This is a genomic window from Actinokineospora pegani, assembly GCF_009745975.1.
GTDB lineage: Bacteria > Actinomycetota > Actinomycetes > Mycobacteriales > Pseudonocardiaceae > Actinokineospora > Actinokineospora pegani.
This window is the reverse complement of the sequence record NZ_WHOL01000117.1, coordinates 95,970-116,285: the sequence shown is the minus strand read 5'-3', so window position 1 is coordinate 116,285 and position 20,316 is coordinate 95,970. Positions and strand designations below refer to the sequence as shown.

General features: G+C 68.2%; 34 protein-coding genes. All 34 read left to right on the top strand.

Going from position 1 to position 20,316, the window contains the following annotated elements:
* Positions 1 to 131 precede the first annotated feature (131 nt).
* Positions 132 to 1,325, top strand: a complete 1,194-nt coding sequence (gene tuf / locus GCL84_RS24685; RefSeq protein WP_156757934.1) for an elongation factor Tu — start codon at positions 132 to 134, stop codon at positions 1,323 to 1,325.
* A 372-nt stretch (positions 1,326 to 1,697) separates the two neighbouring features.
* Entirely contained in the window at positions 1,698 to 2,003 is a 306-nt protein-coding gene (gene rpsJ, locus GCL84_RS24680) for a 30S ribosomal protein S10 (RefSeq protein WP_003938093.1), read from the top strand.
* 24 nt (positions 2,004 to 2,027) lie between these two features.
* Positions 2,028 to 2,678: a 50S ribosomal protein L3 gene (rplC, locus tag GCL84_RS24675; RefSeq protein ID WP_156757933.1), complete on the top strand. Its 651-nt coding sequence runs from the start codon at positions 2,028 to 2,030 to the stop codon at positions 2,676 to 2,678.
* Between the two features lie 2 nt (positions 2,679 to 2,680).
* Positions 2,681 to 3,382 (top strand): 50S ribosomal protein L4, encoded by a 702-nt coding sequence (gene rplD / locus GCL84_RS24670; protein ID WP_156757932.1) that lies wholly within the window; start codon positions 2,681 to 2,683, stop codon positions 3,380 to 3,382.
* On the top strand, positions 3,379 to 3,678 hold the full coding sequence (rplW, locus tag GCL84_RS24665; protein ID WP_156757931.1) for a 50S ribosomal protein L23: 300 nt from the start codon (positions 3,379 to 3,381) through the stop codon (positions 3,676 to 3,678). Before rplD ends, rplW begins: the two co-directional genes overlap by 4 nt.
* 14 nt (positions 3,679 to 3,692) lie before the next feature.
* Positions 3,693 to 4,526 carry a 50S ribosomal protein L2 gene (gene rplB, locus GCL84_RS24660; protein ID WP_156757930.1) on the top strand — a complete coding sequence of 278 codons (834 nt, stop codon included), beginning with the start codon at positions 3,693 to 3,695 and terminating at the stop codon, positions 4,524 to 4,526.
* An 18-nt stretch (positions 4,527 to 4,544) separates the two neighbouring features.
* A complete protein-coding gene (gene rpsS / locus GCL84_RS24655) occupies positions 4,545 to 4,826 on the top strand; it encodes a 30S ribosomal protein S19 (protein WP_156757929.1) in 282 nt (93 codons plus the stop codon).
* A 44-nt stretch (positions 4,827 to 4,870) separates the two neighbouring features.
* Positions 4,871 to 5,281, top strand: coding sequence for a 50S ribosomal protein L22 (gene rplV / locus GCL84_RS24650; RefSeq protein ID WP_156757928.1), 411 nt, complete (start codon positions 4,871 to 4,873; stop codon positions 5,279 to 5,281).
* Positions 5,281 to 6,105: a 30S ribosomal protein S3 gene (gene rpsC, locus GCL84_RS24645; protein ID WP_156757927.1), complete on the top strand. Its 825-nt coding sequence runs from the start codon at positions 5,281 to 5,283 to the stop codon at positions 6,103 to 6,105. The genes rplV and rpsC overlap by 1 nt, the downstream gene beginning before the upstream one ends.
* A 3-nt stretch (positions 6,106 to 6,108) precedes the next feature.
* Positions 6,109 to 6,528 (top strand): 50S ribosomal protein L16, encoded by a 420-nt coding sequence (gene rplP / locus GCL84_RS24640; RefSeq protein ID WP_156757926.1) that lies wholly within the window; start codon positions 6,109 to 6,111, stop codon positions 6,526 to 6,528.
* Positions 6,528 to 6,770, top strand: coding sequence for a 50S ribosomal protein L29 (rpmC, locus tag GCL84_RS24635; RefSeq protein WP_156757925.1), 243 nt, complete (start codon positions 6,528 to 6,530; stop codon positions 6,768 to 6,770). The genes rplP and rpmC overlap by 1 nt, the downstream gene beginning before the upstream one ends.
* Positions 6,767 to 7,063, top strand: coding sequence for a 30S ribosomal protein S17 (gene rpsQ, locus GCL84_RS24630; protein WP_156757924.1), 297 nt, complete (start codon positions 6,767 to 6,769; stop codon positions 7,061 to 7,063). Before rpmC ends, rpsQ begins: the two co-directional genes overlap by 4 nt.
* Positions 7,064 to 7,155: 92 nt before the next feature.
* Complete coding sequence (gene rplN / locus GCL84_RS24625; protein WP_018682823.1) at positions 7,156 to 7,524, top strand: 50S ribosomal protein L14; 369 nt, start codon at positions 7,156 to 7,158, stop codon at positions 7,522 to 7,524.
* Between the two features lies 1 nt (position 7,525).
* Positions 7,526 to 7,855, top strand: coding sequence for a 50S ribosomal protein L24 (rplX, locus tag GCL84_RS24620; protein ID WP_156757923.1), 330 nt, complete (start codon positions 7,526 to 7,528; stop codon positions 7,853 to 7,855).
* 2 nt (positions 7,856 to 7,857) lie between these two features.
* Positions 7,858 to 8,421 carry a 50S ribosomal protein L5 gene (gene rplE, locus GCL84_RS24615; RefSeq protein ID WP_156757922.1) on the top strand — a complete coding sequence of 188 codons (564 nt, stop codon included), beginning with the start codon at positions 7,858 to 7,860 and terminating at the stop codon, positions 8,419 to 8,421.
* Positions 8,422 to 8,425: 4 nt separating this feature from the next.
* Positions 8,426 to 8,611, top strand: a complete 186-nt coding sequence (locus GCL84_RS24610; protein ID WP_156757921.1) for a type Z 30S ribosomal protein S14 — start codon at positions 8,426 to 8,428, stop codon at positions 8,609 to 8,611.
* 122 nt (positions 8,612 to 8,733) lie between these two features.
* A complete protein-coding gene (gene rpsH / locus GCL84_RS24605) occupies positions 8,734 to 9,132 on the top strand; it encodes a 30S ribosomal protein S8 (protein WP_156757920.1) in 399 nt (132 codons plus the stop codon).
* A gap of 17 nt (positions 9,133 to 9,149) precedes the next feature.
* On the top strand, positions 9,150 to 9,689 hold the full coding sequence (rplF, locus tag GCL84_RS24600) for a 50S ribosomal protein L6 (protein ID WP_156757919.1): 540 nt from the start codon (positions 9,150 to 9,152) through the stop codon (positions 9,687 to 9,689).
* 2 nt (positions 9,690 to 9,691) lie between these two features.
* Complete coding sequence (gene rplR / locus GCL84_RS24595; RefSeq protein WP_197523491.1) at positions 9,692 to 10,093, top strand: 50S ribosomal protein L18; 402 nt, start codon at positions 9,692 to 9,694, stop codon at positions 10,091 to 10,093.
* 28 nt (positions 10,094 to 10,121) lie between these two features.
* Positions 10,122 to 10,778 (top strand): 30S ribosomal protein S5, encoded by a 657-nt coding sequence (gene rpsE / locus GCL84_RS24590; RefSeq protein WP_156757917.1) that lies wholly within the window; start codon positions 10,122 to 10,124, stop codon positions 10,776 to 10,778.
* A gap of 2 nt (positions 10,779 to 10,780) precedes the next feature.
* Entirely contained in the window at positions 10,781 to 10,960 is a 180-nt protein-coding gene (gene rpmD / locus GCL84_RS24585; RefSeq protein ID WP_156757916.1) for a 50S ribosomal protein L30, read from the top strand.
* Between the two features lie 3 nt (positions 10,961 to 10,963).
* Positions 10,964 to 11,413 carry a 50S ribosomal protein L15 gene (gene rplO, locus GCL84_RS24580; protein WP_156757915.1) on the top strand — a complete coding sequence of 150 codons (450 nt, stop codon included), beginning with the start codon at positions 10,964 to 10,966 and terminating at the stop codon, positions 11,411 to 11,413.
* A 673-nt stretch (positions 11,414 to 12,086) separates the two neighbouring features.
* Positions 12,087 to 13,388 (top strand): preprotein translocase subunit SecY, encoded by a 1,302-nt coding sequence (secY, locus tag GCL84_RS24575; protein WP_156757914.1) that lies wholly within the window; start codon positions 12,087 to 12,089, stop codon positions 13,386 to 13,388.
* Positions 13,385 to 13,933: an adenylate kinase gene (locus tag GCL84_RS24570; protein ID WP_156757913.1), complete on the top strand. Its 549-nt coding sequence runs from the start codon at positions 13,385 to 13,387 to the stop codon at positions 13,931 to 13,933. Before secY ends, GCL84_RS24570 begins: the two co-directional genes overlap by 4 nt.
* Before the next feature lie 50 nt (positions 13,934 to 13,983).
* Complete coding sequence (map, locus tag GCL84_RS24565; RefSeq protein WP_156758111.1) at positions 13,984 to 14,760, top strand: type I methionyl aminopeptidase; 777 nt, start codon at positions 13,984 to 13,986, stop codon at positions 14,758 to 14,760.
* 231 nt (positions 14,761 to 14,991) lie between these two features.
* The gene (gene infA, locus GCL84_RS24560; RefSeq protein WP_005166804.1) at positions 14,992 to 15,213 is read left to right on the top strand and encodes a translation initiation factor IF-1; all 222 of its coding nucleotides are present in this window, start codon (positions 14,992 to 14,994) and stop codon (positions 15,211 to 15,213) included.
* 58 nt (positions 15,214 to 15,271) lie between these two features.
* Complete coding sequence (gene rpmJ / locus GCL84_RS24555; protein WP_018682809.1) at positions 15,272 to 15,385, top strand: 50S ribosomal protein L36; 114 nt, start codon at positions 15,272 to 15,274, stop codon at positions 15,383 to 15,385.
* Positions 15,386 to 15,555: 170 nt separating this feature from the next.
* Positions 15,556 to 15,936 (top strand): 30S ribosomal protein S13, encoded by a 381-nt coding sequence (gene rpsM, locus GCL84_RS24550; RefSeq protein ID WP_156757912.1) that lies wholly within the window; start codon positions 15,556 to 15,558, stop codon positions 15,934 to 15,936.
* Positions 15,937 to 16,130: 194 nt separating this feature from the next.
* Complete coding sequence (gene rpsK / locus GCL84_RS24545) at positions 16,131 to 16,538, top strand: 30S ribosomal protein S11 (protein ID WP_156757911.1); 408 nt, start codon at positions 16,131 to 16,133, stop codon at positions 16,536 to 16,538.
* Between the two features lie 23 nt (positions 16,539 to 16,561).
* Positions 16,562 to 17,167, top strand: a complete 606-nt coding sequence (gene rpsD, locus GCL84_RS24540; protein ID WP_156757910.1) for a 30S ribosomal protein S4 — start codon at positions 16,562 to 16,564, stop codon at positions 17,165 to 17,167.
* Between the two features lie 130 nt (positions 17,168 to 17,297).
* Positions 17,298 to 18,347: a DNA-directed RNA polymerase subunit alpha gene (locus tag GCL84_RS24535; protein ID WP_156757909.1), complete on the top strand. Its 1,050-nt coding sequence runs from the start codon at positions 17,298 to 17,300 to the stop codon at positions 18,345 to 18,347.
* Positions 18,348 to 18,391: 44 nt separating this feature from the next.
* Positions 18,392 to 18,976 (top strand): 50S ribosomal protein L17, encoded by a 585-nt coding sequence (rplQ, locus tag GCL84_RS24530; RefSeq protein ID WP_156757908.1) that lies wholly within the window; start codon positions 18,392 to 18,394, stop codon positions 18,974 to 18,976.
* 65 nt (positions 18,977 to 19,041) lie between these two features.
* Positions 19,042 to 19,827: a tRNA pseudouridine(38-40) synthase TruA gene (truA, locus tag GCL84_RS24525; RefSeq protein WP_197523490.1), complete on the top strand. Its 786-nt coding sequence runs from the start codon at positions 19,042 to 19,044 to the stop codon at positions 19,825 to 19,827.
* Positions 19,828 to 19,905: 78 nt separating this feature from the next.
* On the top strand, positions 19,906 to 20,265 hold the full coding sequence (locus GCL84_RS24520) for an ATP-binding protein (RefSeq protein ID WP_156757906.1): 360 nt from the start codon (positions 19,906 to 19,908) through the stop codon (positions 20,263 to 20,265).
* Positions 20,266 to 20,316: the final 51 nt, after the last annotated feature.

Below are 20,316 nucleotides of genomic sequence, written 5' to 3'. Positions count from 1 at the left end.
CGAAGCGTAGTACCGGGCTCCGGGGGACTCCCCGAGGTCCACACAGACCCTGATGAGCCGCAACGGGGTCGGCCGGATAACGTCCGGCTCCTCAGCGGAAGAAAGCACATCCAGTCCAGGAGGACAGTCCAGTGGCGAAGGCCAAGTTCGAGCGGACCAAGCCGCACGTCAACATCGGCACCATTGGTCACATCGACCATGGCAAGACCACGCTGACCGCGGCAATCTCCAAGGTCCTGCACGACAAGTACCCGGACCTCAACCCCTTCACGCCGTTCGACGAGATCGACAAGGCGCCGGAGGAGAAGCAGCGCGGCATCACCATCTCGATCGCGCACATCGAGTACCAGACCGAGAAGCGCCACTACGCGCACGTCGACTGCCCGGGTCACGCTGACTACGTCAAGAACATGATCACCGGTGCGGCGCAGATGGACGGCGCCATCCTGGTGGTCGCGGCCACCGACGGCCCGATGCCGCAGACCCGCGAGCACGTGCTGCTGGCGCGCCAGGTCGGCGTCCCCTACATCGTCGTCGCCCTGAACAAGGCCGACATGGTGGACGACGAGGAGATCCTGGAGCTCGTCGAGCTCGAGGTCCGCGAGCTGCTGTCCTCGCAGGAGTTCCCCGGCGACGACCTGCCGGTCGTGCGCGTCTCCGCGCTCAAGGCCCTCGAGGGCGACGCCGAGTGGGGCGACAAGCTCATCGAGCTGATGGACGCGGTCGACGAGTCGATCCCGGCCCCCGAGCGCGACACCGAGAAGCCCTTCCTGATGCCCGTTGAGGACGTCTTCACGATCACCGGCCGCGGCACCGTCGCGACCGGTCGCATCGAGCGCGGCGTGGTCAACGTCAACGAGGAGGTCGAGATCGTCGGCATCCGCGAGAAGGCGCAGAAGACCACCGTCACCGGTGTCGAGATGTTCCGCAAGCTGCTCGACCAGGGCCAGGCGGGCGACAACGTCGGCCTCCTGCTGCGCGGCATCAAGCGCGAGGACATCGAGCGCGGCCAGGTCGTCGTCAAGCCGGGCACCACGACCCCGCACACCGAGTTCGAGGCGCAGGTCGTCATCCTGAGCAAGGACGAGGGCGGTCGCCACACCCCGTTCTTCAACAACTACCGCCCGCAGTTCTACTTCCGCACCACCGACGTGACCGGCGTCGTGACCCTCCCCGAGGGGACCGAGATGGTCATGCCGGGCGACTCGACCGCGATGAGCGTCAACCTCATCCAGCCGATCGCGATGGACGAGGGCCTGCGGTTCGCGATCCGCGAGGGTGGCCGCACCGTCGGCGCCGGTCGGGTCACGAAGATCAACAAGTAGTCACCACCGGGGTGGTCGGGAGCGATTCCGACCACCCCGGTTTGGGTGTCCGCACCGCGGTGTGGCATCCTTGACGGGTTGCTCGACGCGGGGCCGACTGAACCGGTGTTGCCGAACCATTCGCCCGCGTCTGAGCGCCGGGGCCACTACGGCCCCTCGGAGCAGGACGCTAGTCCCGAGGAACCGGTCCCACCCCAGGGTGGAGGCCAAAGTCCCAGGGACGGGCATGTGGAAAAGGCGCGACACGCCCGACCGCGTGGACCGGAGCGACCTGGTGCGACCGGAATTGACTTGTGAACAGGGAAGCGGCGCGGTTGCGGCCTGAAGCGGCCTGCCGACATCGCAATCGAAGAAGAGGAACGGCAAGCCACCATGGCGGGACAGAAGATCCGCATCCGGCTCAAGGCCTACGACCACGAGGCGATCGACGCGTCCGCGCGCAAGATCGTGGAGACGGTGACGCGCACCGGCGCCCGTGTGGTCGGACCTGTGCCGCTGCCCACTGAGAAGAACGTCTACTGCGTCATCCGCTCGCCGCACAAGTACAAGGACTCGCGCGAGCACTTCGAGATGCGGACGCACAAGCGTCTGATCGACATCCTCGACCCGACGCCGAAGACGGTCGACGCGCTCATGCGCATCGACCTGCCGGCCAGCGTCGACGTCAACATCCAGTAAGCGCGCGGCGGAGAGTAAAGGCTCATGTCTGAGAGGCAGATGAAGGGAATCCTGGGCACCAAGCTCGGGATGACCCAGGTCTTCGACGAGAACAACCGGATCGTTCCGGTGACCGTCGTCAAGGCCGGTCCGAACGTGGTCACGCAGGTGCGCGACGCCGAGTCCGACGGCTACGTCGCCGTCCAGCTCGCCTTCGGCCAGGTCGACCCCCGCAGGGTGAACAAGCCGGAGGCCGGGCACTTCGCCAAGGCAGGCGTCACCCCGCGCAAGGTCCTTGCCGAGCTGCGCACCTCTGACGCCGGCGAGTACACCGTCGGCCAGGAGATCACCGCCGACGTGTTCGAGGCCGGTTCGGTCATCGACGCGACCGGCACGACCAAGGGCAAGGGCACCGCGGGTGTCATGAAGCGGCACGGGTTCAAGGGCCTGAGCGCTTCGCACGGCACCCAGCGCAAGCACCGTTCGCCCGGCTCCATCGGTGGCTGCGCCACCCCCGGCCGGGTGTTCAAGGGTCTGCGCATGGCCGGTCGCATGGGCCACGTCAAGGTGACCACCCAGAACCTGAAGGTCCACCAGGTCGACGCCGAGGCGGGGCTGATCCTGCTCAAGGGCGCCGTTCCCGGCCCCAAGGGCGGCCTGGTGTTCCTCAAGTCCGCTGCGAAGGGCGGTGCCTGAGAATGACTGCGAATAGCCCCCTGGCTGTCGACATCAAGACCCCCGCCGGTAGCACCGACGGCAAGGCCGAGCTGCCCGCCGAGGTCTTCGACGTGCAGGCGAACATCCCGCTGCTGCACCAGGTCGTCGTCGCCCAGCTCGCCGCGGCCCGCCAGGGCACGCACTCGACCAAGACCCGCGGCGAGGTGTCCGGCGGTGGCCGCAAGCCCTACCGCCAGAAGGGCACCGGTCGCGCCCGCCAGGGCTCGACCCGCGCGCCGCAGTTCGTCGGCGGTGGCGTCGTGCACGGCCCCCAGCCGCGCGACTACACCCAGCGGACCCCCAAGAAGATGAAGGCGGCCGCCCTGCGCGGCGCGCTGTCCGACCGCGCCCGCGCCGGTCAGGTGCACGTGGTGAGCGACCTCGTCGAGGGCTCCACCCCGTCCACCAAGACCGCGCGCACGCTGATCGAGTCGGTCACCAGCGCCAAGCGCGTGCTCGTCGTGCTGACCCGCGAGCAGGACGTCGCCTGGGTCTCCGCGCGCAACCTGCCGCACGTGCACCTCATCGCGCCGGACCAGCTCAACACCTACGACGTGCTCGTCAACGACGACGTGGTGTTCACCAAGGCCGCTCTGGACGCGTTCCTGACCAGCCGCTCGGCCAAGGCGGGCAAGGCCCGCGCCGCCGAGTCCGAGGTCGCGACCTCCGAGGAGGGCAAGTGATCCCCGACCACCGCGACATCCTCCTCGCGCCGGTGATCTCCGAGAAGTCCTACGGGCTCCTCGAGGAGAACAAGTACACCTTCCTGGTGTCCCCGGACGCCAACAAGACCCAGATCAAGATCGCGGTCGAGAAGGTCTTCGGCGTGCAGGTGGTCAGCGTGAACACGCTGAACCGCAACGGCAAGCGCAAGCGCACCCGCACCGGGTACGGCAAGCGCAAGGACACCAAGCGCGCCATCGTGACGCTGACCGCCGAGAGCAAGCCGATCGAGATCTTCGGCGGCCCGGCCGCGTAAGGGACTGAGAACACATGGGAATCCGCAAGTACAAGCCGACGACCCCCGGTCGTCGCGGCTCCAGTGTCTCGGACTTCGCCGAGATCACCCGGTCGACGCCGGAGAAGTCGCTGATCCGCCCGCTGCACAGCACGGGTGGCCGCAACGCGCACGGCAAGATCACCACCCGGCACAAGGGTGGCGGTCACAAGCGCGCGTACCGGCTGATCGACTTCCGCCGCAACGACAAGGACGGCGTGCCCGCCAAGGTCGCTCACATCGAGTACGACCCGAACCGCACCGCCCGCATCGCGCTGCTGCACTACGCCGACGGCGAGAAGCGCTACATCATCGCGCCGAACAAGCTCAAGCAGGGCGACCCGATTGAGAACGGCCCCCGCGCCGACATCAAGCCGGGCAACAACCTGCCGATGCGCAACATCCCGGTCGGCACCACGATCCACGCGATCGAGCTCCGCCCCGGTGGCGGCGCGAAGATCGCCCGGTCCGCCGGTGCCAGCGTACAGCTCGTGGCGAAGGACGGCCCCTACGCGCAGCTGCGCATGCCGTCCGGCGAGATCCGCAACGTCGACGTGCGCTGCCGCGCCACCGTCGGCGAGGTGGGCAACGCCGAGCACTCCAACATCAACTGGGGCAAGGCCGGTCGCATGCGCTGGAAGGGCAAGCGCCCGACCGTCCGCGGTGTCGCGATGAACCCGGTCGACCACCCGCACGGTGGTGGTGAGGGTAAGACCTCCGGTGGTCGCCACCCGGTGAACCCCAACGGCAAGCCCGAGGGGCGCACGCGCCGCCGCAAGGCTTCCGACAAGTTGATCGTCCGCCGCCGCCGCGCCGGCAAGAAGCGCTGAGCAGGGAGGTAGAAGAAGATGCCACGTAGCCTGAAGAAGGGCCCGTTCGTGGACGACCACCTGCTCAAGAAGGTGGACGCACTCAACGAGTCCGGCAAGAAGACCGTGATCAAGACCTGGTCGCGCCGCTCGACCATCATCCCGGACATGCTGGGTCACACCATCGCTGTCCACGACGGCCGCAAGCACGTCCCGGTCTTCGTCAACGAGTCGATGGTGGGGCACAAGCTGGGCGAGTTCGCCCCGACCCGCACCTTCAAGGGTCACATCAAGGACGACCGCAAGGCCCGCCGCCGCTAGGCGTGAACTACCAGAGCAGAGAAGAAAGCTAAGGGGAAGCAGCGATGAACGCCCGAAACGAAGCTCCGGCGCAGGAGGAATACCCCAGCGCCGTTGCTCGGGCTCGCTACGTCCGCGACACGCCCATGAAGGTGCGTCGCGTCGTCGAGCTCATCAGGGGACGTAGCGCCAGCGATGCCCTGGCCGTGCTCCAGTTCGCGCCATTTGCGGCTTCCGAGCCGGTCGCGAAGGTGCTCGCCAGTGCCATTGCCAACGCAGAGAACAACCTCAGCCTCGACCCGGACACCCTCTGGATCAAGACGGTGTTCGTGGACGAGGGGCCGACGCTGAAGCGTTTCCGGCCGCGGGCCCAGGGCCGCGCGTACCGGATCCGCAAGCGCACGAGCCACATCACGGTCGAGGTCGAGTCCCGGCCGAAGCCTGCCGTCAGGGCCAAGAAGGGTGGTGCCCGCTAATGGGGCAGAAGATCAACCCACACGGCTTCCGGCTCGGGATCACCACCGACTGGCGCTCCCGCTGGTACGCCGACAAGCAGTACGCCGAGTACGTGGCGGAGGACGTCAAGATCCGCCGCCTGCTGTCCAAGGGCATGGAGCGCGCAGGCATCTCCCGCGTGGAGATCGAGCGCACCCGTGACCGCGTGCGGGTGGACATCCACACCGCGCGCCCGGGCATCGTCATCGGCCGCCGCGGCGCCGAGGCCGACCGCATCCGCGGTGAGCTGGAGAAGCTCACCAAGAAGCAGGTGCAGCTCAACATCCTCGAGGTCAAGAACCCCGAGTCGGACGCCCAGCTCGTCGCCCAGGTGACCGCTGAGCAGCTCTCCAACCGCGTGTCCTTCCGGCGCGCGATGCGCAAGGCCATCCAGTCGGCCATGCGCTCGCCGCAGGTCAAGGGCATCCGCGTGCAGTGCGGTGGCCGCCTCGGCGGCGCCGAGATGTCCCGCTCCGAGCACTACCGCGAGGGCCGGGTCCCGCTGCACACGCTGCGCGCCGACATCGACTACGGCTTCTTCGAGGCCCGCACCACCTTCGGCCGCATCGGCGTCAAGGTGTGGATCTACAAGGGTGAGATCGTCGGCGGTCGCCGCGAGGCCGACACCTCCCGCCCGTCCACCCCGGACAACCGCCGCGAGCCGCGGCGCGAGCGCCCCAACCGCGCTCGCCGCTCTGGTGCCCAGGGCACCACCGCAACGAGCACCGAGGCGGGCCGCGCGGCCGCCGAGGCGCCGACCAAGTCCGAGGCCCCGGCCGAGGGCGCTTCCAACGGGGAGGGCTGACCAGTGCTCATCCCGCGCAGGGTCAAGCACCGCAAGCAGCACCACCCGAGCCGGTCCGGTGCTGCCAAGGGCGGCACGAAGGTCACCTTCGGCGAGTTCGGCATCCAGGCGATCGAGCCCGCTTACGTGACCAACAGGCAGATCGAGTCCGCTCGTATCGCCATCAACCGGCACATCCGCCGTGGCGGCAAGGTCTGGATCAACATCTTCCCGGACCGCCCGCTCACCAAGAAGCCCGCCGAGACCCGCATGGGTTCCGGCAAGGGCTCGCCGGAGTACTGGGTGGCCAACGTCAAGCCGGGTCGCGTCGTCTTCGAGATGAGCTTCCCGAACGAGCAGATCGCGCGCGAGGCACTGCGCCGTGCGATCCACAAGCTCCCGATGAAGTGCCGCATCGTCACGCGTGAGGGTGGTGACTTCTGATGGCGGCTGGTATCACCGCGGCGGACGTGCGCGAGCTCAACGACGTGGATCTCGTGCAGCGGCTGCGCGAGGCGAAGGAAGAGCTGTTCAACCTGCGCTTCCAGATGGCGACTGGTCAGCTCGACAACAACCGCAGGTTGCGCACCGTCAAGCACGACATCGCCCGTATCTACACCGTCATGCGCGAGCGCGAGCTCGGGCTTTCGGTGTCCCCGGACGCGTCGAGTGAGGGTGCGGCATGAGTGAGAACACTGTGAACGAGACCGCTGAGGTTTCCACCGAGGTTCGCAACAACCGCAAGGTGCGCGAGGGCCTGGTCGTCTCGGACAAGATGGACAAGACCGTTGTGGTCGCCCTCGAGGACCGCAAGAAGCACCCGCGGTACTCCAAGGTCATCCGCTTCACCACCAAGGTGAAGGCGCACGACGAGGAGAACACCGCGGGCGTGGGCGACCGCGTCCTGCTGATGGAGACCCGGCCGCTGTCCGCGACCAAGCGCTGGCGCCTGGTCGAGGTCCTCGAGAAGGCCAAGTAGTCAGCACAGCAACACCCCTGTTTCTCATAGACAGCTAGGCCGAGCCCGTCAGGTCGGAAATCTGGCGGGCCAAGAATGGTCAGGAGTACCAAGTGATCCAGCAGGAGTCGCGGCTCCGCGTCGCCGACAACACCGGTGCGAAGGAAATCCTTTGCATCCGTGTTCTCGGTGGCTCGGGACGCCGCTACGCCGGCATTGGCGACATCATCGTCGCCACCGTCAAGGACGCGATCCCCGGTGCCGGTGTGAAGAAGGGCGATGTGGTCAAGGCCGTCATCGTCCGCACCGTCAAGGAGCGTCGCCGTCCGGACGGTTCCTACATCCGGTTCGACGAGAACGCCGCCGTCCTCATCAAGAACGAGGGTGAGCCGCGTGGCACGCGCATCTTCGGCCCGGTGGGCCGCGAACTGCGCGACAAGAAGTTCATGAAGATCATCTCGCTGGCGCCGGAGGTGCTCTGACATGGCCAAGCTCAAGGTCAAGAAGGGCGACACCGTCCTGGTGATCGCTGGCAAGGACAAGGGTGCGCGGGGCAAGGTCATCCAGGCCTACCCCGACACCAACAAGGTCCTGGTCGAGGGCGTCAACCGGATCAAGAAGCACACGCGGGTCTCGCAGAACCAGCGTGGCGCTCAGTCCGGCGGCATCGTGACCCAGGAGGCCCCGATCCACATCAGCAACGTGCAGCTGGTGCACGACGGCAAGGCCGTCCGCGTCGGTTACAAGATCGACGACGAGGGCAACAAGGTCCGCGTCGCTCGGGGCAAGAGCGGCAACGGGAAGGAGATCTGATCATGACTACCACTGAGAAGATCATCCCCCGGCTCAAGACGCGCTACCGCGAGGAGATCGCGACCGCGCTGAAGGAGCAGTACGACTACGCCAACGTCATGCAGATCCCGGGCGTGGTGAAGGTCGTCGTCAACATGGGCGTCGGTGACGCCGCGCGTGAGGGCAAGCTCATCGAGGGCGCCATCCGCGACCTGGCCACCATCACCGGCCAGAAGCCCGAGGTCCGCAAGGCCCGCAAGTCCATCGCGCAGTTCAAGCTGCGCGAGGGCATGCCGATCGGTGCGCGCGTCACGCTGCGCGGCGACCGCATGTGGGAGTTCCTGGACCGCCTGCTGACGATCGCGCTGCCCCGCATCCGCGACTTCCGCGGCCTGTCGCCCAAGCAGTTCGACGGCAACGGCAACTACACCTTCGGTCTCAACGAGCAGTCGATGTTCCACGAGATCGACCCCGATTCCATCGACCGCCCCCGCGGCATGGACATCACCATCGTGACCACCGCGACCAACGACGACGAGGGCCGGGCGCTGCTCAAGCACCTGGGCTTCCCGTTCAAGGAGAACTGAAGCCATGGCGAAGAAGGCTCTGGTTGTCAAGGCCGCTCGCAAGCCCAAGTTCGCGGTGCGCGCTTACACCCGTTGCAACCGCTGCGGCCGCCCGCACTCCGTGTTCCGCAAGTTCGGCCTGTGCCGGATCTGCCTGCGCCAGATGGCGCACCGGGGCGAGCTGCCCGGCGTGAGCAAGTCCAGCTGGTAGTCAGGTCAGCGGGCCCGCTCGTCTTCCGGAGACGAGTGGGCCCCTGGGCCGCCACCTGCTTTTCCTCCCAGTTCGCCGCAGGCCCGAGTGGGAACCACGGCGAGAAAGGTTGACAGGTCACCATGACGATGACCGACCCGATCGCAGACTTCTTGACCCGTCTGCGCAACGCAAACTCGGCGTACCACGACGAGGTCGTGCTGCCACACAGCAAGCTCAAGGCGCACATCGCCGAGATCCTCCAGCGCGAGGGCTACATCGCGGGCTTCCGGGACGAGGAGGGCGAGAAGGGCAAGAACCTCGTCGTCGTCCTCAAGTACGGCCCGAACCGCGAGCGCAGCATCGCCGGTCTCCGTCGGGTGTCCAAGCCCGGTCTCCGGGTGTACGCGAAGTCGACCAACCTGCCGAAGGTCCTCGGCGGCCTGGGCGTGGCGATCATCTCCACGTCCGGTGGCCTGCTGACCGACCGCCAGGCGGGCAAGCAAGGCGTGGGCGGCGAAGTCCTCGCCTACGTCTGGTAAGGGAGGGGTAAGCAGCTATGTCCCGCATCGGAAAGCTCCCGATCCCTGTTCCCGCCGGGGTCGACATCACCATCGACGGCCAGGACCTGAGCGTCAAGGGCCCCAAGGGCACCCTCTCGCTGACGGTGTCCGAGCCGATCGTCGTCGAGCGCGGCGAGGACGGGATCCTCGAGGTCAAGCGGCCGGACGACGAGCGTCAGAACCGCGCTCTGCACGGTCTGACCCGCTCGCTGGTCAACAACATCGTCCTGGGTGTCACCCAGGGCTTCGAGAAGAAGCTCGAGATCCACGGCGTCGGCTACCGCGTCCAGGCCAAGGGCTCGGACCTGGAGTTCTCGCTGGGCTTCAGCCACCCGGTGAAGGTCACCGCCCCGCAGGGCATCACCTTCGCGGTCGAGAGCCCGACCAAGTTCTCGGTCTCGGGCATCGACAAGCAGCAGGTCGGTGAGGTCGCCGCCAACATCCGCAAGCTGCGCAAGCCCGACCCGTACAAGGGCAAGGGCGTGCGGTACGCGGACGAGAAGATCCGCCGCAAGGTCGGAAAGACGGGTAAGTGATCATGAGCGAAGCGACTGTCACCAAGCGCAAGCCGGTGGGCAAGGACATCTCGACCTCCCGCCGCATCGCCAAGACCCGCAGGCACTTCCGGCTCCGCAAGAGGATCAGCGGAGACACGCAGCGCCCCCGCCTGGTCGTGCACCGGTCCGCCCGGCACATCACCGCGCAGCTGATCGACGACCTGGCCGGTCACACCCTGGCCTCGGCGTCGTCCCTCGAGGCCGACGTCCGCGCGATCGATGGCGACAAGAAGGCCCGCGCGGCCAAGGTCGGCGAGCTGCTCGCCGCCAGGGCCAAGGACAAGGGCGTCGCCAAGGTCGTGTTCGACCGCGGCGGCAACAAGTACACCGGCCGGATCGCGTCGCTGGCCGACTCGGCCCGCGAGGCGGGGCTGGAGTTCTGATGACGTACAACGATGGAAGGAACGCCTGATGCCGGGACGTACACGGCAGTTCGGCGGCCAGGGCGGCCCCGGCGGCGGTCAGCAGGGCGGCAACGAGCGCGGCGAGCGCCGTGGCGGCCGTGACCGGCGGGACGGCGGCCGCGGCCAGGCCCAGGAGAAGACCCCGCACCTCGAGCGCGTCGTCGCGATCAACCGCGTCGCCAAGGTCGTGAAGGGTGGTCGGCGCTTCAGCTTCACCGCGCTGGTCGTCGTCGGCGACGGCGACGGCATGGTGGGCGTCGGCTACGGCAAGGCCAAGGAGGTGCCCGCCGCGATCGCGAAGGGCGTGGAGGAGGCGAAGAAGAACTTCGTCCGCATCCCGCGCATCGGCGGCACCATCCCGCACCCGATCCAGGGTGAGAAGGCGGCGGGCGTCGTGCTGCTGCGCCCGGCGTCGGCCGGTACCGGCGTCATCGCCGGTGGCCCGGTGCGCGCCGTGCTGGAGTGCGCAGGCATCCAGGACGTGCTGTCCAAGTCCCTGGGCTCGGACAACGCGATCAACATCGTGCACGCCACGATGGCCGCGCTCAAGGGTCTGCAGCGTCCGGAGGAGGTGGCCGCCCGCCGCGGCCTGCCGATCGAGGACGTCGCCCCCGCTGGCATGCTGCGCGCCCGCGCGGCCGCCGCAGCCGGAACGGGGGCCTGACCATGGCACAGCTCAAGGTCACGCAGGTCAAGAGCGTCATCGGCACCAAGCGCAACCACCGTGAGTCGCTGCGCACCCTGGGCCTGCGGAAGATCCGCCAGTCCACCGTGCGTGACGACACCCCCGAGGTGCGCGGCCTGATCCACACCGTCCGCCACCTCGTGCAGGTCGAGGAGGTCTGACACATGGCTATCAAGGTCCACCACCTGCGCCCGGCACCCGGCGCCAAGACCGAGAAGACCCGAGTGGGTCGCGGTGAGGGCTCCAAGGGCAAGACCGCCGGTCGCGGCACCAAGGGCACCAAGGCGCGCAAGAACGTCCCCGCGCGCTTCGAGGGCGGGCAGATGCCCATCCAGATGCGGCTCCCGAAGCTCAAGGGCTTCAAGAACCGCTTCCGCGTCGAGTACCAGGTCGTGAACGTCGGCGACATCGCCACCTCGTTCCCCGACGGCGGCACGGTCGGCATCGCCGACCTCATCGCCGCGGGCCTGGTCCGCAAGAACCAGCTCGTCAAGGTCCTCGGCAACGGCGACCTCAACGGCGTCAAGCTGGACATCACCGCGGACAAGTTCTCCGGCTCCGCCTCGGAGAAGCTGTCGGCGGCGGGTGGCACCGCCACCCTCACCAGCGGCTGACAACGCTGATCAAGACCAGCGAGGCCCGGGAGCGCACGCTCCCGGGCCTCGCTGCCGTTTCACGTGACGGCGCTCTGGGCCGGTGGACAGGACGGGCAGGCCTTCTGACGTCCACAGTGGCTCTGTCCGGAGCGCGGTGCCCAGTTCTGCCTGGCCCGGCCCGCCGGTTCGCGCCCCCGTGCGGTCAACTTCTTGATCACGATCGGCTGATATCCCGGCAGCCCGGTGGGTGCGTCGACGGTGTCGGCAGCGGCAGACCGGGGTTGCCCAGCGTCACGCCGCTGTACCCGATCGCGTCCATGGCCTCGGTCATCGGGTGCTGCTCGCGGGTCTTGATGCTCGTCTCGACCTCGGCGTAGCGGCACGCCAGCGAAATTTGCGTTCCTTTGCCCCATTTCTCCCCAGGGGCTCTGGCGGCGTGCCCCCCAATGGAGCAACGCCCACTCACGCCGAGTGCTCGCGCCCCGTGTTCGCTACCGGCGAGTACCTGGGGGGTGCTGTTGGGGTTCGCAGTCCTGTTACAGTCGGCAGCACGCTGCGGGAGCCCTGTCCCCCGGAGCGTTCCTCGCCTGCCGCGATGGCGGGTGGGGACACGTGTACACGCCGGCATCCCTTGCCGGGACAAGCCGTTCGCCTGCGGTGAGCTGCAGGCGACGCCGAGGAGGTTCCTGCGGTGCTCAGCGCCTTCCGCTCGGCTCTCGCGACGCCGGACCTGCGCCGCAAGATCCTTTTCACCCTGATGATCATCGCGGTCTACCGGGTCGGTGCGGCGGTCCCGTCGCCGGGTGTGTCCTACCCGAACGTGCGCCGGTGCATCGAGAACGTCGACAACCAGGGCGTCGTCTCGCTGCTGAACCTGTTCAGCGGCGGCGCGTTGCTGCAGTTGTCCGTTTTCGCGCTCGGGATCATGCCCTACATCACCGCGAGCATCATCATCCAGCTCCTCACCGTGGTCATCCCGCGGTTCGAGCAGTTGAAGAAGGAAGGCCAGTCGGGTCAGGCCAAGCTGACCCAGTTCACGCGGTACCTCACGATCGCGCTCGCGGTCCTGCAGGCCACCGGCATCGTGGCGATGGCCGACCGCGGCCAGTTGTTCACCAACTGCCCGGACGAGATCATCCCGAACAGCAGCGTCTTCACGCTGATCGTCATCGTGATCACGATGACCGCGGGCACCGCTGTGATCATGTGGTTCGGCGAGCTGATCACCGAGCGCGGCATCGGCAACGGCATGTCGCTGCTGATGTTCATCAACATCGCCGCCCGCATCCCCACCGAGGGCGCCCTGATCCTGGAGAAGGGCCCGATCACCTTCGCGGTCGTCTGCGTGTTCGCGCTGCTGATCATCGCCAGCGTCGTGTTCGTCGAGCAGGGCCAGCGCCGCATCCCGGTGCAGTACGCCAAGCGCATGATCGGTCGCCGCATGTACGGCGGGACCTCGACCTACCTGCCGCTCAAGGTCAACCAGGCAGGCGTCATCCCGGTCATCTTCGCCTCGTCGCTGCTGTTCCTGCCCGACCTGATCTCCCGCCTCGCGGGCGGCGAGGGCACGCCGTGGGGCAACTTCATCGCGAACTACGTCGTGCGCCAGTCCAGCCCGGTGCACATCGCGCTCTACTTCGCGCTGATCATCTTCTTCACGTACTTCTACATCACCATCACGTTCAACGTGAACGAGCGCGCTGACGAGATGAAGAAGTTCGGCGGCTTCATCCCGGGCATCCGCCCCGGGCGCCCCACTTCGGAATACCTGAGCTTCGTCCTGAGCCGGATCACCCTGCCCGGCTCGATCTACCTCGGCACGATCGCGGTGCTGCCGAACTTCTTCCTCGACCTGACCGGCGGGCAGGGGAACAACCAGAACTTCCCCTTCGGCGGCACCGCCGTGCTCATCATGGTCGGCGTGGGCCTGGACACCGTGAAGCAGATCGAGAGCCAGCTCATGCAGCGTAACTACGAAGGGTTCCTGAAGTGACTCGTGTTGTTCTCGTGGGCCCGCCCGGCGCGGGCAAGGGCACCCAGGCCAAGGCCCTCAGCGCGGAGCTCGGCGTTCCGCACATCTCGACCGGGGACCTGTTCCGGGCGCACATCGCGAACAACACCGAACTCGGCCGGCAGGTCAAGGCGATCATCGACAGCGGCGGCCTGGTCCCCGACGAGGTGACCAACGAGATGGTCCGCGTCCGGCTCGCCGAGGCCGACGCCCAGGGCGGCTTCCTGCTCGACGGCTTCCCGCGCAACACCGGCCAGGCCGACTTCCTGCGCGCGGTCCTCGACGCGGCCGCGCTGACGGCCGTCGTCGAGTTCAAGATCGACGAGGACGTGGTGGTCGGGCGGATGCTCGGTCGCGGCCGGGCGGACGACAGCGAGGACGTCATCCGCCACCGGCTGGAGGTCTACCGCAAGGAGACCGCCCCGCTGCTCGACTACTACACGGCGCTGCTGATCAGCATCGACGCGGTCGGCGACGTCGACGAGGTCACCCAGCGCGTGCTCTCGGCGCTGCGCGGGCGGGCATGAGCCGTGGCTTCTCCGGCCTGCGCGCGGCCATCGCGACCTGGAAGTCGCGCATGATCGAGATCAAGTCGCCGGGTGAGCTCGAGGCGATGCGCGCGGCCGGGATCGTGGTCGCGCGGGCGCTGGGCAACGTCCAGGCCGCGGTGAAGGCCGGGGTCAGCACCGCCGAACTCGACGAGATCGCCGAGCAGACCATCCGCGACGCCGGGGCCGTGCCGTCCTTCAAGGGCTACCACGGCTTCCCGGCCAGCATCTGCACCTCGGTCAACGAGCAGATCGTGCACGGCATCCCGGCCGCCACCCAGGTGCTGGCCGACGGCGACATCGTCTCCGTCGACTGCGGCGCCATCCTCGAGGACTGGCACGGCGACTCGGCGATGACCTTCGCCGTCGGCGAGTTCTCCGCCGCCGACGCCGACCTGTCCGCGGCCACCAAGGCCTCGATGGAGGCGGGCATCGCCGCCACCGTGGCCGGGGCGAAGCTCTACGACGTCTCGCACGCCATCGAGACCGCGACGCGAACCGCCGCGAAGGCGCACGGCCGCTCCTACGGCATCGTCCGCGAGTACGGCGGCCACGGCATCGGCTCCTCGATGCACATGGACCCGTTCCTGCCGAACTACGGCAAGCCCGGCCGCGGCCCCCGGCTGCGCCCCGGCATGGCCATCGCCATCGAGCCCATGCTGACCCTCGGCACCGAGGAGACCCTGGAGCTCGAGGACGGCTGGACCGTGGTGACCACTGACGGCTCCCGCGCCTCGCACTGGGAGCACACCGTCGCCATCACCGAGGACGGTCCCTGGGTTCTCACGGCGCCCGAAGGCTCCTGACCTGCGCGTTCACCACTGTCGGGTGAATGATTGACGCAGAAGTAGGCCCCGATTTCTCTCCCTCACCGCCGGTGCGTACACTTGACCGGTGGCGCGGCTAGTGTGCGCCAATTCCGTCGTGTGCTCAGGTCGGTGCAGTTCCTGCTGCCGTGCCCCGCGCAGGCGGAGCACGACAAGCAACAACGCACGGTCCGAAGTCACGCACAAACAACGTCACGAAACGCGGAGGACATGGGCAAGAAGGACGGGGCCATCGAGGTCGAAGGCCGCGTGGTCGAGCCACTCCCCAACGCGATGTTCCGCGTCGAGTTGGAGAACGGCCACAAGGTCCTGGCACACATCAGCGGCAAGATGCGGCAGCACTACATCCGCATCCTGCCGGAGGACCGGGTAGTCGTGGAGCTCTCGCCCTACGACCTGTCCCGCGGCCGCATCGTCTACCGCTACAAGTGACGAACTCCCCGGTCAGCACGACCGGGGATGCCACGGCCGAGAGCTGGAGAAAGCAGACGTGAAGGTCAACCCGAGCGTCAAGAAGATCTGCGACAAGTGCAAGGTGATCCGCCGTCACGGCCGGGTCATGGTGATCTGCGAGAACCTGCGCCACAAGCAGCGCCAGGGCTGATCGCCCGCTCGTCGCGGACTTCGTTGCCGCGAGAAGAGGGCCTCCCCCTACCTGCCGGGTCAGTCGGACCCGGTGCACGCCCGGACCCCAGGCCGGGTCCCGGACCTTGAGTCGGTCCGGGGTGGAGGGGGAGCAAACCCGGGGACTAGTACAAGAGGAGACAACGCCGAATGGCACGACTCGCAGGCGTGGACCTCCCCCGCGAAAAGCGGATGGAGATCGCGCTCACCTACATCTTCGGGATCGGCCGGACCCGCTCCAAGGAGCTGCTGGCCGCGACGAACATCGACCCGGACCTGCGCGCCAAGGACCTCAGCGATGAGGAACTGGTCAAGCTCCGGGAGTACATGGACCAGAACTGGAAGGTCGAGGGTGACCTCCGCCGCGAGGTCCAGGCCGACATCCGTCGCAAGATCGAGATCGGCTGCTACGAGGGCCTGCGGTGGCGTCGCGGTCTGCCGGTGCGCGGTCAGCGCACCAAGACCAACGCCCGTACTCGCAAGGGCCCGAAGAAGACCGTCGCGGGCAAGAAGAAGGCCGGCAAGAAGTGAGCCTCGGCCGTCAGTCCGTCGGGACCATGGCGCCTCAGCGCCGCGGTCGCCGGTCCTTCATGGCGTACACCGTCGCGCCCAAGTGCGCCCGTCCCAAGGCGCTGCGCGAGCTGTACAAGGACGCCGGATCCATCATCCGGGACGCCGGTCCTGAGTTCACCACTTCGCGGCCCGAGTAGGAGATACCCGAAGACATGCCCCCCAAGTCGCGCACCGGCGCCGGAGCCAAGAAGGTCCGGCGCAAGGAAAAGAAGAACGTCGCCTTCGGGCACGCTCACATCAAGAGCACGTTCAACAACACGATCGTCTCCATCACCGACCCGACCGGCGCCGTGATCGCCTGGGCGTCCTCGGGTCACGTCGGCTTCAAGGGATCGCGCAAGTCGACCCCGTTCGCCGCGCAGATGGCCGCCGAGAGCGCTGCCCGCAAGGCCGCCGAGCACGGCATGAAGAAGGTCGACGTCTTCGTCAAGGGCCCGGGCTCCGGTCGCGAGACCGCGATCCGCTCGCTGTCCGCGGCGGGTCTCGAGGTCGGCATCATCCAGGACGTGACCCCGCAGCCCCACAACGGCTGCCGCCCGCCCAAGCGGCGCCGGGTCTGAGGAACGGGGAGGAGTAAGAAAAAATGGCACGTTACACCGGCCCCGCCACGCGCATCTCGCGTCGGCTCAAGGTTGACCTCGTCGGCGGCGACCAGGCCTTCGAGCGCCGCCCTTACCCGCCCGGCCAGCACGGCCGCGGTCGGGTCAAGGAGAGCGAGTACCTGCTTCAGCTCCAGGAGAAGCAGAAGGCCCGCTACAGCTACGGCATCCTCGAGAAGCAGTTCCGCAAGTACTACGAGGAAGCGACCCGTCGCAAGGGCAAGACCGGCGACGTCCTGCTGCAGATCCTCGAGTCGCGCCTGGACAACGTGGTCTACCGCGCGGGCCTCGCCCGCACGCGCCGCCAGGCCCGCCAGTTGGTCTCGCACGGTCACTTCATCGTGAACGGCAAGAAGGTCAACATCCCGTCGTACCAGGTGTCCAAGTTCGACATCATCGACGTCAAGCCCAAGTCGCTGCCGACGCTGCCGTTCGTGGTGGCCAAGGAGTCCTTCGGCGACCGCCCGGTCCCGGGCTGGCTGCAGGTGGTCCCGTCGAACCTGCGCGTCCTCGTGCACCAGCTGCCCGAGCGCGCGCAGATCGACATCCCGGTCCAGGAACAGCTCATCGTCGAGTACTACTCGAAGTGACGACTGGGGGCGGCGGCGCAGGAGCCGCCGCCCCGCTGTCGCGCCCCGGTCCAGCACCGGTCAGCGCGTCGGCATCCCGATCACGCCGGGCGTCAAATAGCGGGCGCCCAAGGGAAGGAAGAACCAAGAAGTGCTCATCTCACAGCGTCCCACCCTGGCCGAAGAGCCGGTCGTCGAGACCCGCTCCCGCTTCGTCATCGAGCCGCTCGAGCCCGGCTTCGGCTACACGCTGGGCAACTCGCTGCGGCGCACGCTGCTGTCCTCGATCCCCGGCGCCTCGGTCACCAGCATCCGCATCGACGGCGTGCTGCACGAGTTCACCACCGTGCCGGGGGTCAAGGAGGACGTCACCGACATCATCCTCAACCTCAAGGAGCTCGTGGTCTCCTCGGAGGAGGACGAGCCGGTGACGATGTACCTGCGCAAGCAGGGCCCCGGTGAGGTCACCGCAGGCGACATCGTGCCCCCTGCGGGCGTCACCGTGCACAACCCCGACCTGCACATCGCCACCCTGAACGGCAAGGGCAAGCTGGAGATCGAGCTCGTGGTCGAGCGCGGTCGCGGCTACGTCCCGGCCGTGCAGAACAAGCAGGCGGGCGCGGAGATCGGCCGCATCCCGGTCGACTCCATCTACTCGCCCGTGCTCAAGGTGACGTACAAGGTCGAGGCGACCCGCGTCGAGCAGCGCACCGACTTCGACAAGCTCATCCTCGACGTCGAGACCAAGCCGTCGATCACCCCGCGCGACGCGGTGGCCTCGGCTGGCAAGACGCTGGTCGAGCTGTTCGGGCTGGCCCGCGAGCTCAACGTGGACGCCGAGGGCATCGAGATCGGCCCCTCGCCGCAGGAGGCGGACACCATCGCCGCCTACGCGATGCCGATCGAGGACCTCGACCTCACCGTGCGCTCCTACAACTGCCTCAAGCGCGAGGGCATCCACACCGTGGGTGAGCTGGTGTCGCGCAGCGAGGCGGACCTGCTGGACATCCGCAACTTCGGCGCCAAGTCCATCGACGAGGTCAAGATGAAGCTCGTCGGCCTGGGCCTCGCGCTCAAGGACAGCCCGCCCGGGTTCGACCCGACCGCCGCCGCCGCGGATTACACGACGGACACGTGGTCGGACGGCGCGGAGACCGGCACCGACGACGGCCAGGACTACGCAGAGACCGAGCAGCTCTAGTCCGCCAGGACGTCTGAGCAGCGGATTTCCCCAAGGAGCAAGCAATGCCCACCCCCACGAAGGGCGCCCGCTTCGGCGGCAGCCCCGCGCACGAACGGCTGCTGCTGGCCAACCTGGCCACGGCGCTGTTCCAGCACGGGCGGATCACCACCACCGAGGCCAAGGCCAAGCGGCTGCGTCCCTACGCGGAGCGGCTGATCACCAAGGCCAAGGTCGGTGACCTGCACAACCGCCGCGAGATCATGAAGGTGATCCGCGACAAGGACGTCGTGCAGCGCCTGATCATCGAGCTCGGCCCGTTCTACGCCGACCGCAAGGGCGGCTACACCCGGATCACCAAGACGATGCCGCGCAAGGGCGACAACGCCCCCATGGCCGTCATCGAGCTGATCCAGGAGAAGACGGTCACGGCTGAGGCGGAGGCCGCTCGCGGCACCAAGTTCGCCAAGGACGAGCCGAAGACCGAGGCGACCCCGGCGGCGGACACCACCGCCGAGGAGACCTCCGTCGACTCCCCGGAGGCTGTGGAGTCTTCGGAGGCTGTGGAGTCCTCGGACGCCAAGGCTGACGACGCCAAGGTCGACGGCGCCGCTCCCGAGGCCCCGGCCGACGAGGCCAAGGACAAGTAGTCCTGGCCGCCCAGAACCACGCGAACGAGCCCGCCGCCCCCGCTGGGGACGGCGGGCTCGTCCGTGTGCGCCTCGACATCGCCTACGACGGCACGGACTTCTCCGGCTGGGCCCGCCAGCCGCAGCGCCGCACGGTCTGCGGGGTCATCGAGGACACGCTGTCGCTCGTGCTGCGCCGCGACGTCCGCTTGACCGTGGCGGGCCGCACCGACGCCGGGGTGCACGCCACCGGCCAGGTGGCCCACCTCGACCTCCCGGCCGAGGTCGACCTGCCCCCCCTGGTGTCCCGGCTTGCCCGCGCCCTGCCCGCCGACGTCCGGGTGTCCTCGGCACGGGTCGTGCCACCCGAGTTCGACGCCCGGTTCGCCGCACTGCGCCGCCACTACCTCTACCGGGTCTGCGACGCCCAGGAGAGCGCCGACCCACTGCGCCGCAACCACGTGGTCACCTGGCCCCGCCCGCTGGCCCTGGACGCCCTCAACGCCGCCTCGTCCCTGCTGCTGGGCGAGCACGACTTCGTCGCCTTCTGCAAGCGCCGCGAGGGCGCCACGACCATCCGCGAACTCCAGCGCCTGGACTGGACCCGCGCACCCGACGGCGTCCTGGAGGCCAGGGTGAGCGCCGACGCCTTCTGCCACTCCATGGTCCGCAGCCTCGTCGGCGCGCTGCTGGCCGTGGGGGAGGGCCGCAAGCCCGTCGACTGGCCCGCGAGCATGCTGACGGCCACCGAACGCCCCAGCCACGTCACTGTGGCCCCCGCGCACGGCCTGGCACTGATCGGTGTGGACTACCCCGCCGACGCCGACCTGGCCCGCCGCGCCGCGATCACGCGGCGAGTACGCACACTGTGACCGGGTCACTCGTTCGATGATGGAGAGTCACCCGTCCGCTGGTTATGTCGAGGCACCCCCGACCGCCAGGCTCTAGCGGTGCTCAGCCTGCGCCTCACCGGCATCGCCGACCTCGAGCCGCTCGGAGACGCCCTCGACCGCCTGCTCCCAGTCCAGGCGGCGCTCGCGGTGCACAAGGCCACCGTCAACGCCGTCATCCTCGGGGGAGCACCGGTCGAGGTGACGCTGTCGGAAGTGGACGGCTGGGTGGACATCCGGGTGCAAGGCACAGGAGCGGGCACAGCCCCCCACCCCTCCCCGGCACGACACGCCAAGCCCGCCGGACGCGGCCTGCTGCTCATCCGCCAGATCCCCGACCCGGAAAAACACACCGACACAACGAAGACGGTGGTCTCCTTCCGCATCCCCACCAACCACAAAACCGCCGAGCTCCTCTAACACCCCGCCCAAAGACCGGTCAGCCCTGGGCCTCGACCCAGTCCTGGCCGC